This window comes from Gracilibacillus lacisalsi DSM 19029 (assembly GCF_000377765.1).
Classification (GTDB): domain Bacteria; phylum Bacillota; class Bacilli; order Bacillales; family Amphibacillaceae; genus Gracilibacillus; species Gracilibacillus lacisalsi.
The window spans coordinates 23,335-39,789 of sequence record NZ_KB898667.1 but is presented as its reverse complement, the minus strand read 5'-3'; the positions used below and the strand labels follow the sequence as shown (position 1 = coordinate 39,789).

The 16,455-nt window shown below is 38.9% G+C and carries 15 protein-coding genes and 1 riboswitch; of the genes, 2 read left to right on the top strand and 13 right to left on the bottom strand.

The genetic code is table 11. The features are described 5' to 3' along the window. Nucleotides 1-308: 308 nt before the first annotated feature. Nucleotides 309-407, bottom strand: a riboswitch (purine riboswitch). A 186-nt stretch (nucleotides 408-593) separates the two neighbouring features. The 3 genes from D569_RS22790 to D569_RS0110330 form a co-directional block, all read right to left on the bottom strand. Further along, nucleotides 594-1,286: a hypothetical protein gene (locus tag D569_RS22790; protein ID WP_018932341.1), complete on the bottom strand. Its 693-nt coding sequence runs from the start codon at nucleotides 1,284-1,286 to the stop codon at nucleotides 594-596. 122 nt (nucleotides 1,287-1,408) lie between these two features. Next, a complete protein-coding gene (locus D569_RS23985) occupies nucleotides 1,409-1,573 on the bottom strand; it encodes an NETI motif-containing protein (RefSeq protein ID WP_018932340.1) in 165 nt (54 codons plus the stop codon). Further along, complete coding sequence (locus D569_RS0110330; RefSeq protein WP_018932339.1) at nucleotides 1,563-2,174, bottom strand: DUF2179 domain-containing protein; 612 nt, start codon at nucleotides 2,172-2,174, stop codon at nucleotides 1,563-1,565. Before D569_RS0110330 ends, D569_RS23985 begins: the two co-directional genes overlap by 11 nt. Before the next feature lie 102 nt (nucleotides 2,175-2,276). On the opposite strand from D569_RS0110330, the gene D569_RS0110325 reads away from it, so the two are divergent. Next, nucleotides 2,277-2,708: an Hsp20/alpha crystallin family protein gene (locus D569_RS0110325; protein WP_018932338.1), complete on the top strand. Its 432-nt coding sequence runs from the start codon at nucleotides 2,277-2,279 to the stop codon at nucleotides 2,706-2,708. Nucleotides 2,709-2,758: 50 nt separating this feature from the next. On the opposite strand, the gene D569_RS0110320 is transcribed toward D569_RS0110325, so the two are convergent. From D569_RS0110320 to D569_RS0110285, 8 genes are all read right to left on the bottom strand, one after another. Beyond that, nucleotides 2,759-3,889: a Gfo/Idh/MocA family protein gene (locus D569_RS0110320; protein ID WP_033404870.1), complete on the bottom strand. Its 1,131-nt coding sequence runs from the start codon at nucleotides 3,887-3,889 to the stop codon at nucleotides 2,759-2,761. Between the two features lie 20 nt (nucleotides 3,890-3,909). After that, complete coding sequence (locus D569_RS0110315) at nucleotides 3,910-4,878, bottom strand: sugar phosphate isomerase/epimerase family protein (RefSeq protein ID WP_018932336.1); 969 nt, start codon at nucleotides 4,876-4,878, stop codon at nucleotides 3,910-3,912. Nucleotides 4,879-5,145: 267 nt separating this feature from the next. Continuing rightward, nucleotides 5,146-6,258: a Gfo/Idh/MocA family protein gene (locus D569_RS22785; RefSeq protein WP_018932335.1), complete on the bottom strand. Its 1,113-nt coding sequence runs from the start codon at nucleotides 6,256-6,258 to the stop codon at nucleotides 5,146-5,148. Between the two features lie 13 nt (nucleotides 6,259-6,271). Then, a complete protein-coding gene (locus D569_RS22780) occupies nucleotides 6,272-6,922 on the bottom strand; it encodes a ThuA domain-containing protein (protein WP_018932334.1) in 651 nt (216 codons plus the stop codon). Nucleotides 6,923-6,935: 13 nt separating this feature from the next. Continuing rightward, entirely contained in the window at nucleotides 6,936-8,513 is a 1,578-nt protein-coding gene (locus tag D569_RS0110300) for a glycoside hydrolase family 43 protein (RefSeq protein WP_018932333.1), read from the bottom strand. 12 nt (nucleotides 8,514-8,525) lie between these two features. After that, a complete protein-coding gene (locus D569_RS0110295) occupies nucleotides 8,526-9,347 on the bottom strand; it encodes a carbohydrate ABC transporter permease (RefSeq protein WP_018932332.1) in 822 nt (273 codons plus the stop codon). Beyond that, entirely contained in the window at nucleotides 9,347-10,276 is a 930-nt protein-coding gene (locus D569_RS0110290) for a carbohydrate ABC transporter permease (protein ID WP_018932331.1), read from the bottom strand. Before D569_RS0110290 ends, D569_RS0110295 begins: the two co-directional genes overlap by 1 nt. A gap of 68 nt (nucleotides 10,277-10,344) precedes the next feature. Beyond that, complete coding sequence (locus D569_RS0110285; RefSeq protein WP_018932330.1) at nucleotides 10,345-11,697, bottom strand: extracellular solute-binding protein; 1,353 nt, start codon at nucleotides 11,695-11,697, stop codon at nucleotides 10,345-10,347. Nucleotides 11,698-12,020: 323 nt separating this feature from the next. Here D569_RS0110285 and D569_RS0110280 point away from each other — a divergent pair, with 323 nt between their 5' ends. Continuing rightward, nucleotides 12,021-14,009, top strand: coding sequence for a YjhG/YagF family D-xylonate dehydratase (locus tag D569_RS0110280; protein ID WP_018932329.1), 1,989 nt, complete (start codon nucleotides 12,021-12,023; stop codon nucleotides 14,007-14,009). 72 nt (nucleotides 14,010-14,081) lie between these two features. Here the strand turns inward: D569_RS0110280 and gucD are convergent, their stop codons facing one another. Together gucD and D569_RS0110270 are read right to left on the bottom strand one after the other, a co-directional pair. Beyond that, nucleotides 14,082-15,536, bottom strand: a complete 1,455-nt coding sequence (gene gucD, locus D569_RS0110275) for an alpha-ketoglutaric semialdehyde dehydrogenase GucD (RefSeq protein ID WP_018932328.1) — start codon at nucleotides 15,534-15,536, stop codon at nucleotides 14,082-14,084. Beyond that, nucleotides 15,533-16,432, bottom strand: coding sequence for a fumarylacetoacetate hydrolase family protein (locus D569_RS0110270; protein WP_018932327.1), 900 nt, complete (start codon nucleotides 16,430-16,432; stop codon nucleotides 15,533-15,535). Before D569_RS0110270 ends, gucD begins: the two co-directional genes overlap by 4 nt. Between the last annotated feature and the right edge of the window lie 23 nt (nucleotides 16,433-16,455).

The following is a 16,455-nucleotide window of genomic DNA, read 5'->3' as shown; positions in this document are numbered from 1 at the left end:
GATTAGTATATACTGCGAATTAACATGAACTTTGACACGTTCTTGGACATTTAGCCTCGGACGGACATCTATTCCGCTATTCATCGAAAATCCCGTTCATTTAAACAGAAAGGAACTGAATAAAGGATTAAATGTCTGCTAGCACCAAAATACAGGTGTTATTCCAGCAAATAACGCACGAAATGTCCGCTCCGTTCATAACAATTAATTTATCATTGGATACAAAAAAACCTATCCATTTCTCTATCAGGAGAGAAGATGAATAGGTGGTGATTCCATAACTATCCTGATGATTTTTCTCGATAAAATCATCGGTCATCTTCCCTCATAGTCCATCATTTACGGTGATGGGTAGAAACTTTTGAGCCGTATTCTCAAATTATATGAGGTAATTACTTTGTTAGGTTTTTTACTACACTGTTATGATAACAAGAGCACTCGAATTCTGTCAACAAAAAATCGAACATTAAAATAAGAGTTTATGCCAACGTTCGGTTTTTAAGAAGTTGATCGTCTGAACTCTAGTTAATAGGAAGTTTAAACGCTAAAAAACAAGAGCTTGCTGACCATCTTGGCCATACAAGCTCTTGTTTCTATATCGTCCATTCATCATTCACCAATGCAACGAGTTTCCATTCACCTTGTTCATTTGGCTCAAAAACGACATGCAAGCTGCTCCAATCTAACTCTTCCTGACCTTCTTTATAAAATTCTACGTGATGCGAATCTGGAAAGAATTCTTTAATATTATTGATCATATTTCCACGGCTATCCGTGTTATCAAACGTTACCTCATCTGGATTAAGGTAATCAGCTTGATAAACATACTCTTCATGATATTCGACTGGGGTTAACTCAATAGGAAATCCACTACCATCTTCCACACCCCAAACATACTCTTCTGTATCTTCCTTGAATGCTGCTACTTCGCTTGGCTCAAATACAAGATCATCTTCACTCACATTAACATATGGGGAAAATAAGAGTCCCTTCTCCTCATGTACATAGTTTGCAAGCTCTTCAAAGTTTTGATTTGCTAATAATTCTATTATTTGATTTGCTTGCTCCTTTAATTTCGTTTCAACGTCTTCTTTCTCTTCCTCCTCTTCACCTTTCTTATTAAAAAACACCGGAACAGCCTCTTGCTTGTGATGCTCCGTAAATGCCCTTGTTTCAACTGCACTTACCGAATTTGCATCTGTAGAATTAAGAATACCTGCGTAATTCAAAGTCGTGATTGTTACTAAAAGAAATACAACAGCTATACCCCACCTAAAACGATTCATAATCATCCTCCTTTAAATAGTTACAAACATTCAAAATTATTATTTACAAGAGGTAGATTATTATCATCAGAAAATTAAAAAAGTACAGAATGAAGCGAACCATTCATGTATAGTAATGTCTCTTAATGTTCGTGTTTTACTAATTTCGCATCAAACACTATCTTTCTGTCATTAGGAACAGGTTGACCATTTTCTTCTATGAAAATTGGTTCCTCCACCCGCCTTGTCGGCTGATACCCTTCCTGCTTTATTCTATCTAAGCAATCATCAATGGTTTCATTCTCCATTACTTCGAACTTCTTCTTGGCTGGCTTGTTGTTGTTCTTCTTCTTCTGCTTTTTGGACACTTTTGCGAATCCTCCCTCTCTTAACTTGTTTTACCCAGAACCCACCATGGATTTGTTTTGGTTCGTAGGCGATAATAAAGGCTTTCGGATCAATCGATTTAATCGTTTCGTATAAATGAAGCTCATATTTTCGCGGTGATAAAATTTGCATCGATAACCGGTCGCCGTCCATGCCGTACGCATACCAACTCGTTACGCCATAGCCTTTATCCCTTAACTGTTTTGTAAATGAGATATCTGGATCTGATGAAATCACATTTACCGTAATATATCCAAGCGCTAATTTTTCTTCTATTTTTGAACCGATGACTACACCAAGGCCATACCCCAACCCGTAAGCCACTAGATTTTGAATCTCTCCTAAGTTATCTAACACGATGCCAAGACCTAGCGTATAGATCATGATTTCGAATATACTGATTGCTCCAGCAATATATCGTCTACCTTTTAGCATAAGAATTACTCTTAATGTGGATAACGATACGTAGACAATATTGATGATCATAATAATAACAATCATCATAAACGCGTTTTCAAGCATTTTAACACACCTCCGCTAATGCACAACGATTTGTCAAAGTCATATCTTATAACATAGCGAAACCATTTTATCACAGCAAAAAGAGAAAGGGGAGAGATAATTTTGGATCCGTTTCAACATATGCATGATTGGAAAAATAACTTAGATCAATTCTTTGGCGGCAACTTTTGGGACGACTTTGAACATATGGTTAAACCGCCAATTCCAGCAGTTAATATGTACGAATTAGACAATGAAGTAATCGTTTATGTTAATTTGCCCGGAATTAAGGATCGTAAACAAGTGAAAGTTTTCGTTGATTATGAAGTATTGGAATTAAAGGGGACGCTTTTTCCTGTTAAACAGTCGGGGAAATTAATAAAGCAGGAAATCTTACATGGAGAATTCTCGAGAAAGATTGACTTACCTTTTCCAGTAAGGGAGGATCGTATTACGGCGACATTGAAACAAGGTTTGATGACGATCCACCTTCACCGGCTGGTAAATAATAAGAAGAAAAAACATGCCATTGACATTGAGGAATTTGAGGAGTAGATGATAAAAACAGGAGAAACCAGTAGTGTCGCCTCTCCTGTTTTTTCCTTTTATTCAATGGATACCCATAATTTCGTTTCTGATGATTTCTCTACTGCTTCCAAGATGACTTGGTTCTTCACACCGTCTTCAAAGTTTGGAGCAGGTTGGTAATCTTCTGCGATACCACGGAAAAATTCATCAATTAAATGGATAAAGGTATGTTCATATCCAATAATATGTCCTGGTGGCCAATATGCACCAACATATGGATGGACTTCTTCGGTACAATTGATCAGGCGAAAGCCTTGTGTACCCTCCTCGTCATCCGCAAAATAGACTTCTAAATTATTCATGTTTTCCATGTCCCAACGGATCGAGCCTTTTTCACCGTTAATTTCGAATTTGTTTTTGTTGCGGTTTCCTCCAGCAAATCGAGTTGCCTCAAATGTACCTAATGCGCCATTTTCAAAGCGAGCAAGAAAGGCTACAGCATCATCAACGGTTACTTCACCCATTTCATTTGTATCACCTTTGGCACTAAGCCCCCCAGTCATCTCGCCGATTGGACGCTGTTTAATGAACGTTTCCATCGTGCCAGTGATTTCCGCGAATTCACCAATTAAGAAACGAGCAAGGTCAATACTGTGAGCGCCGATATCACCTAACGCTCCAGATCCGGATACTTCTTTTTTCAGTCTCCATACCAATGGGAAATTGGGATCCATTATAAAATCTTGTAAATAATTCGCTCGATAATGATAGACACGACCTATTTTACCGTCTTCCATTAATTTTTTGGCATATTGAACAGCTGGTGCGAAGCGATAATTATGGCAAATCATATGTTTTACACCATTGTCTTCCACCGCTTGAAGCATTTCTTTTGCTTCCTCTACAGTTAGTGCTAGTGGTTTTTCGGTAATAATATGTTTCCCTGCTTTGGCTGCTGCAATCGCAATCTCTGCATGAGTATGGTTCGGTGTTACGATATCGATCACATCAATATCATCTCGCTCAATTACCTTTTTCCAATCTGTTTCATAGCTTTCCCAACCCATTTTCTCTTGGGCTTCTTTGACCGCTTCCACATTCCTACCAGCAATCACTTTTAGCTCCGGTACCAATGGATTATCAAAGTAAAATGGGAGATCACGATAAGCATGGCTATGCGCTTTACCCATAAATTGATAACCAATCATACCGATTCTTATTTTTTGATTTACGCCCACCACATTTCACCAACCTTTTCTTTAATTAAAGCATTTTTCAGAACTGCTACTGCTTTTTGGAACCCTTCCTCAACAGACATTAAGCTGTCTTCATGTTCAATACTTACCGCACCTTGATAGCCTACTAGTTGTAGCGCACTAATAATTCTTTTCCATTCTTCTTCACCATGTCCATAACCAACAGTACGGAAAATCCAAGAACGATTTAGTTCATCACTATATGGTTTTGTGTCTAACACACCATTTGCCGCTGTGTTTTGCGGATCAATTGCCGTATCCTTTGCATGGAAATGGAACAACGCATCATGCTTTCCAAGCTCTTTAATATTAGCGACAGGATCCATTTGCTGCCAGTACAAATGACTTGGATCAAAGTTGACACCGATATTCTTCCCACATGCATCACGAAGCTTCAAAGCGGTTTCATTATTAAACACGACAAATCCTGGGTGAGGTTCAATGGCAATACGGACATTGTGTTGTGCGGCAAAGTCATTTTGCTCTTTCCAGTAAGGAATGACTTTTTCTTGCCATTGCCATTCTAAAACTTCTGGATGATCTTCTGGCCATGCAGCAGTCACCCATACTGGATATTGAGAATACTCCGATTCTCCTGGGCATCCGGAAAAGGTAACTACCGTGTCGACACCGATCTTCTCGGCTAATAACACTGTCTCTTCAAACTGTTGATGATGCTGACCGGAGATATTTTGATTAGGATGTAATGGATTACCGTGACAACTAAGTGCACTAATTTCAATATTTCTTTCGGTAAAAGCTTGCTGAAATGCCGCTAATTTTGCTTCATCCGCTAAAAGCTCTGCCGGATTACAGTGGGCATTCCCTGGATATCCTCCTGTCCCTATTTCAACAGCTTCCAACCCTGCGTCCTTTACCTGATCAAGTGCTTCTTCTAACGACTTATCACCAAACAAAACAGCAAATACTCCTAACTTCATTCCATTCACCTCATTTAGTAATTTTTTTAACCGGGCAGAAGCCCGATAGATAACTATTGCTAACGTTTGTTAAGCGGACATTTAGTACGTTATTTAGTTGAATAATAGCCTATTTTCGATGTTGGCGGACATTTAATCCCTTATTTAGTAGCTTTCGTTAAAAATCAGCATTAATTTCGATGAATAGCGGAATAGATGTCCGCTGAATTCCTAAAAATGCCATTTTTGTCACAAATAGCGGAACAAATGTCCGCATTCTGTCCAGGTTTACCTTGGGAGCCTCGTTTTTTTATTAAAAAATGTTTCATCAATGCCTATTGGTAATGGTTCGGGTTGTTTGCAGCTGCTTGTTAATACATAATGTTTATTGTCTCGTGATGCATCATGTACCCCGTGCATAATATCAAGTACATGAAACGCCAGCTGTCCATCTGTTCTTGCCATACGCTTATTCTCAATGGCATCAACCATATCTGCAACACCCAACCCACGGCTATTATCACTAAAACCGTGTGTCAAAGGTACTTCTGACCATTCTTTATGCTCTTTTCTTCTTACATATACAGGACCACCAAAATTATTCGGATCCGGGACAGAAATCGTACCTTCCGTACCGTAAATTTCAATTTTCGGAAGCTGATGGTGCCAAGTATCAAAGCTTGTAATAATAGAAGCAACTGCACCAGATTCAAAATCAAGTACACCGTTAATCTGCGTCGGAACTTCTACTTGAATTTTTTTACCGAAATTCGGTTCACTTGTGATCGTTCTTTCCTTATAAGTCATTTGAGCTGATCCAGTAATACGGGATACTGGTCCCATTAAATTGATAAGAGCCGTTAAATAGTATGGTCCCATATCAAACATTGGTCCTCCGCCTTCTTGATAATAGAAGGTAGCGTCTGGATGCCAGCTCTCATGACCCGGAATCATCATAAATGCTGTGGCAGAGATTGGCTTTCCAATCCAACCATCATCGATCAATTTACGTGACGTTTGAATCCCTGCTCCTAAAAAGGTATCTGGGGCATTACCAATATATAACCCTTTTTCCTGTGCCACTTCTAACATCCGCTTACCGTCTTCTCGGCTAACTGCTAACGGCTTTTCGCCATAAACATGCTTACCATTTTCTAGTGCTTGAATCGCTATTTCTGCATGAACTGCTGGAATTGTTAAATTAATAACTAACTCAATATCTGAATCCGCTAACAATTCTTCTGTTGTGTATGCCTTCGGAATTCCGAATTCCTGGGCACGTTCCTCTGCACGTTCTTTCACAATGTCTGCAACTGCCACGATCTCGTAATTGCCAAACCTTGCTGCGTTCTGTAAATAAATACGACTGATATTCCCACAACCTATAATTCCAACCTTCATGTTGACTCCCCCTTTATCTACTTGCCCAAGTCATTCCGTTTCTCATTAATGTCATTACCTCTGGCAAACGGACAATTTCAGCTACATGACCTAACCCACAGTAATACACTTTGCCTTTGCCCCATTTTTTCGTCCAAACCACCGGCATATCTACTTCTCCATTGGTCTGGTAAGGTCCTTCTGCTACTGGAAAACGTGTTGTCGCATGCACTTTTACAGCAGGGTCAACATGCATATAATACTGTTCCGATACAACGGTAAAATCCTCCATTCCTTCTGTTAATGGGTGATCTGGATCTACAATATGTACATGATAGGAAACTCCGTCATTACCCGGATGTGCTACCCATTGGCCACCAACCATAAATTGATAGTCAACTTCCCAGCGGAACGAGTCACCCATACCGCCATGAAGGCCTGCTAAACCTGTGCCTTGGGCAACTGCGTCCAATAAAGGCTGCAGTTGTTCCTTTTCAATTGTACCTTGTGTCCAATTAGGAACGATCAAATCATATTCTGTTAAATCATCTTCTTGTAAGGTGGTTAAAGTATCCGTTATTTTAACAGAAAACCCTTCTTCCTCTAGGATTCCTCCTAAAATATTTGCTACATCTTCTGGTTCATGACCTTGCCAACCACCTTGAAAAATTAATGCCTTCTTCATAACTATCCCTCCATTAGTTAGCTAATACTTTATAGTGAAAATAATCAAAGTCTGCATGTTTTTGCTGGCCACTTAAATCCTGAGTGGCCATGCCTACAAAGGTTCCCGTAAAACGAATGTATGCTGCGTCATCATCAGATAGATGACCTATATCTATTTGTTCTCCAATAGTTTGCCAGTTTCCTTCTTCTGTCGCGTAAAAGAATTGTAAAAGGTGGCGATGAATCTCTGCTTTTAAATATATTTCCGTATTTTCTGGTAATGCGACATCTTTGTCGAGCAGTTCATCATACTCACCATACTTCGTTTCGATGATACCTAAACATTTACCATGCTCCTCATGCTCTGTTACTCGTAAATAGACATGATCATTGGTATCATAGTAAATCATTAAGCCTGCCATTTGTTGAAAATGATCTGGTTGGAAATCAATTTTGGTTTCGACCTCTACATCAAAATGTTCCAACCTTCTCATCAACATACTTTGTCGATGGAACGAACTTACTGATTCTTCACCAAATAACCGTAAATAACCAGGTCTGTCTGTTAAGTTAAACCAATCTCCTTCAAAGGTGCGTCTCAATGCATTCCAATATTTTAGTAGCTTATTATCATTAAAATCATCATAGTCTGGTAGTTTCTCCGCTTTAAATTCTGGTAGATTAGGAGCTTCGACTGTAGTACTCGGATGTGGCCCATCTACAACTCTAATCCAGTCATCATCTGTCCAATAGCATTTCTGTATCGCTGTTTCTCTCCCTAATATACACTTGTCATCCATAACAGGTCGTCCACATAAATGGGCGATATACCATTCACCGTCTTGTGTTTCTACAAAACAACCATGCCCCGCTTTTTGTAGCTGATTTTCTTGCGATTTATCAGAAGTTAGAATTGGATTAGTTGGATCCACTTCATATGGGCCATCAATCGACTTAGAACGAGCTACGGTTGCTGCATGGGTATACCATGTCCCACCTTCAGCAGTTAACAAATAATAGTAGCCGTTTCGTTTATATAAATGAGGTGCCTCTGTTAATCCTAGTTCCGTACCTCTGAAAATATTCTTAATTGGACCAATTAATTTTTGCTCAGCAGGCGAATACTCCTGTAAAGCAATACCCGCAAAAGAATTCGTTCCTTTACGATGGTCCCAAATCATATTGACGAGCCACTTCTTACCATCGTCATCATGAAAAAGAGAAGGATCAAACCCACTACTATTGAGATAAATAGGTTCTGACCATGGTCCCTCGATATTCTTTGCTGTTACGAGATAATTATGGGTGTCTTTAAATGCTCCCTGTCTGCTTTTGACATCCGTGTAGATTAAGTAAAAAACACCATCGGCATAAGACAAGCATGGCGCCCAAACGCCTCCTGAATTAACATTACCTAACATATTTAACTGTGATTCTCTTGTTAACGGATAACCTGTTAGCTCCCAATTTATTAGATCTTTAGAATGATAGATTTGCACACCTGGAAACCACTCGAAGGTGGAAACGGCAATATAATAGTCATCTCCTACCCTTACGATCGATGGATCAGGATGATAACCAGGCAATACTGGATTTGTTATCGCTTTCATCTCTTTACCTCCTTAGCCCTTCACCGAACCAGCTGCAAGTCCAGTTACTATTTTCTCCTGTGCTATAAAGTATACCAATAAAAGGGGTAGACTTCCAAGTGTAAGGGCTGCCATAATTCCAGGAATGTTAACCGAAAACTCACCATAGAACTCTCTCAAGCCAATCGGAAGGGTAGCATTTTGACTGGAATTCGTTAGCACTAAAGCAAAAATAAATTCATTCCATATATGAATGAAATTATAAATAGCAACTGTTGCTACAGCTGGCGTCAATAATGGAAAAATGATATTCCAGAATAACCGTAAATGACTGCAGCCATCAATTTTTGCCGATTCTTCTAACTCCTTTGGTATATCACGCATAAACTGCGTAAAAATTACAATAGAAATCGGTAGTGCAAATGCGATATAAGGGCCGATCAATCCAAATAATGAATCATATATCCCCATCTTATTGGTTAAGATAAAGATTGGAACAAGTGTAGTATGAATGGGTATCATCATTCCGACCATAAATAAAATAAAGATTGGCCGACTCAATCGAAACTTTAACCTTGCTAGCGGATAACTGGCCATTGCCGCGATAATAATCACAATAAATACCGAGACAACCGAAACAAACAAACTGTTAGCAAAATAACCGAAAAACTCCAGTTCGACTAAAAGCATGTAATTATCCAATGAAAAGCTTTTAGGAATAGACCAAGGTGAGGTCATGAATTCCATTTGTCCTTTAAATGATGTTAAAGTCATGATCAAAAAAGGAAGACCGGTGACTACCAAAATCCCAATCGCCAATAGATATAACGGAATACCTTTTATCACTTTGATCATTATTCATTCCCCCTTCTTGTTCTGTCACCTAATAATATAAAGACTGTTACAATAAAGGCAATAATAAACATCGAGAAGGAAATACTACTGCCATAGCCCATGTTAAAATTGGTAAATGTTTGTTTATACATATAGGTTGCCATTAATTCTGTAGAGTTGTTCGGTCCACCGCCAGTCATCACATATATGAGATCAAAATATTTTAAAGAACCTATTACAGATAAAATCGCCGAGGTAATAATAATAGGCATTAATAATGGTAACGTAATATTTTTAAATCTTTGCCATCCACTTGCTCCATCGATATCAGCCGCTTCATATAACTCTTCTGGTATGCCGACAATAGTTGCTCTAAAGAGGATCATATAAAAAGGTGCAAATTGCCAACAAACGGTTGCGATTACTGCCCAAATCGCAGTACTTTCTTTTCCAATCCATGCAGTTTGTAATGATTCTAATCCGACCGCACCTAATATGGTATTTAACAAACCATAGTTTCCTTCATAAATGAAGATAAACAGAATACCGATCGCTACCGTTGACATTAAGAACGGCATAAAATATACCGAGCGGAATAACCTCATTCCCTTAATGGGACTAAAAAGCAATAATGCCATAATTAATCCAACCGGTAACTGGGTTAAAAGTGATGCAATAACTAGCAGAAAATTGTTTTGAATCGATGTCCAAAATACGCCATCCTGTAATAATCGTATATAATTCTCCAAACCTACAAAAACCATATTGGCGTCAATACCAGTCCAGCTAAATGTACTATAATAGAACGTCATAAAAATTGAATAAATAACATAGACACCATAAATAAGGAAAGCAGGTGCTATAAATCCAATAATCGCCCATGTATCTTTGTTCTTTCTCTTCTTACGAACACGTACCGTATCTAAACTGATTTCTTGGGATCTGCTCATATCTTCACCACCTGGTTAATAATGAAGAACTACATTAAAGAGCTTCCTTAATGTAGTTCTTAAAATAATTATTCTTCTAATACCTCTTCTGCTTTTTCCTCTACTTCATCCATTGCTTCTTCTGGTTCCATTGACAATCCGAATAATGCTTGCGTTGTATCTAAATGCACCTGTGCCAACTCTGGAGGTAATGTTTGATCATAATATGTTTGCATTGCTTCAGAGCTTTCTAATACTTCACTCATTTCTTGGATGTATGGATCGTCGTATTCCACACCCATGACAGCAGAGATAGAACCAGCATTATTAGCCATTTCTGTTGCCGTTTCTAAACTAGCTAATTCATTCACTAATTCAGCAGCTAATTCAGGATGATCAGTTTGTTGAGCCACTGAAAATACTGGTGAAACACCACCAACTACATGGTTTTTCGCACCTTCTCCACCTTCAACTGACGGGAATAAGAAGAATCCTAATTTATCTTCAAACTCAGGCATCTCATCACGTACGTTATTTACTAGCCATCCCCCCATTGTCATCATAGCAGCGCTCTCCGTATAAAGCATTTGACGAGATTGACCCGTGTCATAGTTCATACCATTAACACCTTCAGGGAAAGCACCCATTTCTACTAGTTCTTGAATTTTCCTACCCGCTTCCACGTAAGCCTCGTCATCAAACGTACGTCCTGAACGTTCAAAAGCTTCATTAAATAATTCTGGTCCTCCAATTCGCTCTGCTAAATACATTAAATAAAAGGAACCTGTCCATTTCGTTTGATTTGCCAAGGCAAATGGTGTGACACCATTGTCTGACAATGTCTGAACAATATCTAACAAGTCATCATAGGTTTCTGGTTCTTCTAAACCATATTCTTCAAACATGTCTTTGTTATAAAAAACAGGTACTACATCCATACTTACTGGGGCTCCATAAATATTGTGATCAAAAGTGGCCACTGACAGTGCTGCTTCATTATAAAGACTTGCATCAACGGAATCCGTAATATCTAATACTTGATCGGAGTCTACGAATTGTTTCAACCAACCGCCACCCCATGAGTGAAATACATCTGGCGGATTACCTCCACCCATAGCAACACTTAACTGGGATTTATAGGGATCATTTTCTTGTTGTGAAACTTCAACTGTAACATTTGGATTATTTTCTTCAAAACGTTCCACGGCAACTTCTATCGTTTCTTCGGATGGCCCAGTTTCAATATGCCACAAGTTCAATGTAATTTGTTCGCCATCCCCTGCTATTTCTGCATCCTCACCACTATTTTCTGTTTCTGTGTCCGTGTCTCCTGAGACATCTTCAGGCGCATCATCCGTACCAGTTGAATCAGAGGGTCCACAAGCAGCAAACACGAACATAATTGTTACTAACATTAGCCAAAATATTTTTTTATTAATCATACATACAACCCCTTCCCAAAATTGTTAACGCTTACATTTAGCAACTAATATGAGCTATACCTCCTTTTCTTCTTTTTTTATTACACAAGTTCATCCAGAGAATAAACTTAGTTAAAAACATACTATTATCACGAACTATGTTTGCCATTATAAAACATTTTTTGTTATTTGTCATTATAACTAGCAGTTAACGGTTTGTCAATAACAAATACAAAGGATTTTGTTTTATAATATAAAACAAAATTTTATATTATTGACACAATGTTTTATAGCTTCTATACTTAAATTATTAATGTAAACGCTTTAGAGGAGAGGTGTTCTTGATGGGTAAATTAGATAATTTAATGCATCATCCCGATACGATCTACGATATTAAAACTGTTGCAAGGGGACCAATTGGTAAATTACCCTTGACTGATCATATGCTGAGAAAATCACCAAGCGGCAATTTATTTGGGCTTTCCCAAAATGTAGGAATGGGCTGGAGTCCCAAAATGCTAGATGGTAAACAGGTATTATTGTTAAGTACACAAGGTGGTTTAAAGGATGAAGACGGTAACCCATTAGCCCTAGGCTACCATACAGGGCATTGGGAAGTGGATATTTTAATGAAAGAAGCTGCAAATGAAGTGAGTCAACATGCAGGTATCCCTTTTGCAGCATATGTCAGCGACCCTTGTGATGGAAGATCTCAAGGAACAACCGGAATGTTCGATTCTTTCCCTTACCGCAATGATGCAGCTATGGTATATCGTCGTTTAATCCGTTCATTACCAACTCGTGATGCTGTTCTCGGTATAGCTACATGCGATAAAGGTCTGCCAGCTATGATCATTGCCTTAGCTTCGATGCATGATTTGCCTACAGTTGTCATACCAGGTGGTGTAACTTTACCACCTTTATACGGCGAAGATGCCGGAAAGGTGCAAACTATCGGTGCTAGATATTCCAATGATGAACTGTCATTAGAAGAAGCTGCTGAATTAGGTTGTATGGCTTGTGCTACCCCAGGTGGAGGATGCCAATTCCTTGGAACTGCAGCTACAGCACAAGTGATTGCCGAAGCATTAGGTATGACTGTTCCACATGCAGCACTAGCACCATCAGGTCAAAGTGTATGGAAAGAGATGGCACGTCAATCAGCAAGAGCTATTACTGCGATGGAAGATCAACAACTGACAACAAAAGATATTGTCACAGATGACGCTATCCATAATGCTATGGTGGTACACGCTGCTTTCGGCGGATCTACCAATCTATTATTACACATCCCAGCCATTGCACATGCAGCAAAATGTAAAACACCATCATTGGAAGATTGGCACCGCATTAACAAAGAGACACCTCGCCTTGTTAGTGTACTACCAAACGGACCTACCCCACATCCGACTATCCGCGCCTTTCTTGCAGGTGGAGTTCCTGAAGTAATGTTACACCTTCGTAACTTAGGTTTATTACGTGAACATGTCATGACAGTTACTGGTCACACACTGCAAGAAAACTTAGATTGGTGGGAACAATCTGAACGCCGTCAAAAAATGAAAGAAAAATTAAAAGAAGCTGATCAAATTGATGCCGACGAGGTTATTATGTCGAAAGAAAAAGCAGAAGCACGTGGATTAACTTCTACGGTGACCTTCCCTACCGGTAATATCGCACCAGAGGGAGCTGTTATTAAATCTACTTCAATTGATGCATCGAGATTAGATGAAAATCAAGTTTACTACCATAAAAGTGAAGCAAAAGTTTTTACTAGTGAGGCAAGCGCTATTGAAGCAATCAAGACCCAACAAATTAAAAAAGGGGATATTATGATCCTTACCGGCTGCGGCCCTCTAGGTACAGGAATGGAGGAAACATATCAGGTTACCTCTGCATTGAAACATTTATCTTACGGAAAATATGTCACCTTAATTACCGATGCCCGTTTTTCTGGTGTATCAACAGGTGCTTGTATTGGCCACGTTGGCCCTGAAGGATTAGCAGATGGGCCGATCGGCAAACTACAAAATGGCGATCTGATTGAAGTTCGAATCGACGCAAAAAATCTAGAAGGTTCGATTAACTTTGTAGGTGATAAAGATCAGGAAGTCTCACCTGAGGAAGGGGCTCGTATTCTTGCCACTAGAAACGTTAATGCAGCTATTAAACCGTCAGAAGATTTACCTGATGATACACGTCTTTGGGCTGCCTTACAAAAGGTGAGTGGCGGAACTTGGAAAGGTAGTGTATATGATGTCGACCGAATTATTGAAGTACTAGAGGCAGGGGAGAAAGTGTTGAAGAAAAAAGAGGCATACTCTGCCCGCTAGGTTAGTAATAAGAAATAAAAAGCAGAAACCCATGTTACATGATAGTACATGAGTTTCTGCTTTTTTATATGATTATCCTTTAAGAAAAACCGTCTTTGTTGTTGTAAAAAATTCTTTGGCCGCTTGTCCCTGTTCTCTGGAATAGGAACTAGATGCTTTCATTCCTCCAAAAGGTGCTTGTAATTCTACACCTGCTGTTTCGGAATTAATCCGAACTAACCCTGCTTCAATATCATCGATAAAGGATAAAATATGGTCAATATTTTTAGAAAAGATCGAAGCACTTAGTCCATATTCTACATCATTAGCCAATTCAATTGCTTCTTCCACTGTATCTACTTTCATTAAAGCCAATACAGGTCCAAAGATTTCTTCTTGAGCAATTGTCATATTAGTGGTAACCTCATCAAAGATAGTCGGTTCAATATAGTAACCGTCTTTTAAATTACCTTCTGTTATCTGATTACCACCTAGTACCAATGTCGCTCCTTCTTCCTGCCCTTTAGCAATATAATGCTTCACCGTATTAAACTGCCCTTCACTTGCACATGGTCCCATCCAAGTTGATGCATCCATTCCGTCGCCTACTGTAATTTCCTTTGCTTTTTCAATCAAACGTTCTTTGAACTGATCATAGATACTAGATTGTACAATAACACGACTGCTGCAAGTACACTTTTGGCCGGTAGATTTTAGTCCGCCACTAAGTGTTGCGTCTACGGCTGCTTCAATATCAGCATCTTCTGCGATGATGATTGGGTTTTTACCACCCATTTCTAATTGATATTTACCACCGCGTGCTGCTACAACTTTCCCAATATTTTTCCCCACATTGTTGGAACCGGTAAATGTAACGGCATTAACATCTGGATTCTCCGCTAACCCTTGACCAATAACTGATCCGCTTCCTGTAACAAAATTAACAACTCCTGCAGGAAAACCTGCTTTTTCGAAGCACTTCATTACCTTAGCAGCAGTCACCGCTCCTTCTGTTGCAGGCTTTAAGACAACCGTGTTCCCATAAATTAAAGCAGGTGCCATCTTCCATATTGGGATTGCTACTGGGAAATTCCATGGTGTAATAACACCAACAACCCCGATTGGAACTCTTTTGCTAAACATTAAGGCACTGGCATCTGTTGAGGGAATGAGATCTCCATCAGAACGCATCCCTTCACCGGCATAATACTTTAGAATTTGAATACCTCGGGTCGTTTCACCTTTTGCTTCAGGCAAGGATTTCCCCATTTCTTTCGTCATCGTTGTAGCAATCTCTTCTAAATTTTCTTCTAAAATTGCTGCTGCTTTGTAGAGATAATTACCTCTTTCAGCTCCAGCTAATTTTCTCCATGATTTTTGTGCCTTCTTTGCTTGTGCTACTGCCTCATCTACTTCTGATCTTGTTGAGCTTTGCACACTGCCAACTACTTCATTCTTATTTGCTGGATTGTAGCTTTCCAACACTTCACCTGACACTGTTTCTTTCCATTCTCCACCAATGTAATTCAAGAATGCTTTTCCACTCATATCAGACTCTCCCTTTTATTAATATTACTAGTTAGTTTAACTGGATTTTTCAATACACCAATTGATCCGATTTCTATTTCAATCACATCATCTTCCTGTAATGTGAAGCTGTCATCTGGAATGATACAAGTTCCAGTCAGTAATGTTGTTCCATCTAGAATATCATTATCTTTGATTAAGTAAGACACTAATTCGTTATAAGATCTTTTCAACATAGATGTATTAGCAGATCCTTTTGACACTAACTCACCTTCACGTTTAATCCGACATTCAATTGCTAAATTATAAGGATCTTCTACTGTATCCGCTAACAAAATTGCCGGACCAATCGAACAAGAATGTTTCCACATTTTGGCCTGTGGTAAATAGAGTGGGTTTTCTCCTTCAATATCACGGCTACTCATATCATTACCAATTGTATAACCTACAATTTCCCCGTCAGCCTTCACTACTAGAGCTAATTCAGGCTCTGGTATTTGCCAATTAGAATCTGTTCTAATTCCAACCGGTTCATTAGGTCCTATTAATCTTCTAGCAGTAGATTTTAAGAAAATTTCGGGTCTTGGAGCATCGTATACCTTATCATAGAAAGAATCTTTTTCTACTTTTGCTTCTCTGTTTCTTGCTTCTTTACTTTTTAAATACGTGACACCAGCAGCCCATACTTCATCTGACACAACAGGGACTAATAACTTTAACTCTGCTAAGTCTTGCGAAATAGGCTGTTTATTGATTATTTCCTCTTCGATAACCTGACTGCAACTCTTGTTTGCTTTCTCTGCTACACGCATTAAATCTTGGAATGACTCTGCCGATAACTCATAGATTTGATTATCATCATGAACCACTGCTAATTGATTTACACCTGAATCTTTTTTAAATCTGATTACTTTCATTTAACATTCCTCCTATTTATTTA